Source organism: Undibacterium sp. Ji42W (assembly GCF_049340405.1).
Lineage (GTDB): Bacteria > Pseudomonadota > Gammaproteobacteria > Burkholderiales > Burkholderiaceae_D > Undibacterium.
Window position 1 is genome coordinate 1 of sequence record NZ_JBMPOV010000043.1, and the last position, 820, is coordinate 820.

Genomic DNA, 820 nt, shown 5'->3' on the forward strand with positions numbered 1-820 from the left:
TGCGGTACGATTTTGTACGGATCAATGCCCCGCCATGCTTCAGCAGGCGTCAAGCCATGCAAATGCTGATGCGGTCTTATCACGTTGTACCACGTCGCAAATTCCGCCAGCAGGTTATCCAGTGCCGCGCCGTCCTTAGGTACGATCAAATTCAACTTCTGCTTCAGTGTTAAAAAGAAACGCTCGATTCTTCCGTTCTGCCAAGGCTTGCCTGGCTGACTGAATTCATGGCGGATACCAAGCCTGCTTATTCCTCTTTTAAACTCAGTACTGCGAAACACAGAAGCATTGTCTGTACGAATCAATTTAGGCTTGCCGAACAGCTTGACCGTTGCTGTAAGCTGCTCAAGTATAGATTTTGAAGTCGCTGACTCAAGTCGCGTCAGTAGCAAATTCAAGCGCGTCCCATGATCCACCATACCCAGTATAAAATGCTGTACGCCGTTGGCATCGACCTTGCCAGTGCCATCCAGGCACCAGCGCAGATTAGCAGGGCGATGTTCAGGAATGCTGTTGCGTGTCTTTGAACGGACGACTTCCATTTCGTAACGATACTTCTGCACCCAGGCGTAGACAGTGCTCAAGCAAACAGTCACCCCGGTATGCGCATACAAGCGGTTAAATTCATGCATCGTGACACGATAGCTCTTGCTCCCATTCGCGTAAATATCCAAAACAGTATCAATGACCCAGGCAGGTTTCCTGTTGCTGTTTGATCGTCGTGGTCTGGCACGATAAAAACGAGCGGCAGGGAAGAGCGTAGCATCATTTATTACAAAGCGTTTCAGCAGCTGGTTGATTAAGCTGCTCATCATCTTTA

The 820-nt window shown here is 48.9% G+C and carries 1 protein-coding gene; it reads right to left on the minus strand.

Going from position 1 to position 820, the window contains the following annotated elements; translation table 11 throughout:
- Nucleotides 1–820 (minus strand): integrase core domain-containing protein (locus tag ACO0LG_RS29505; RefSeq protein ID WP_423032180.1); only part of this gene is annotated, 820 nt, incomplete at both ends.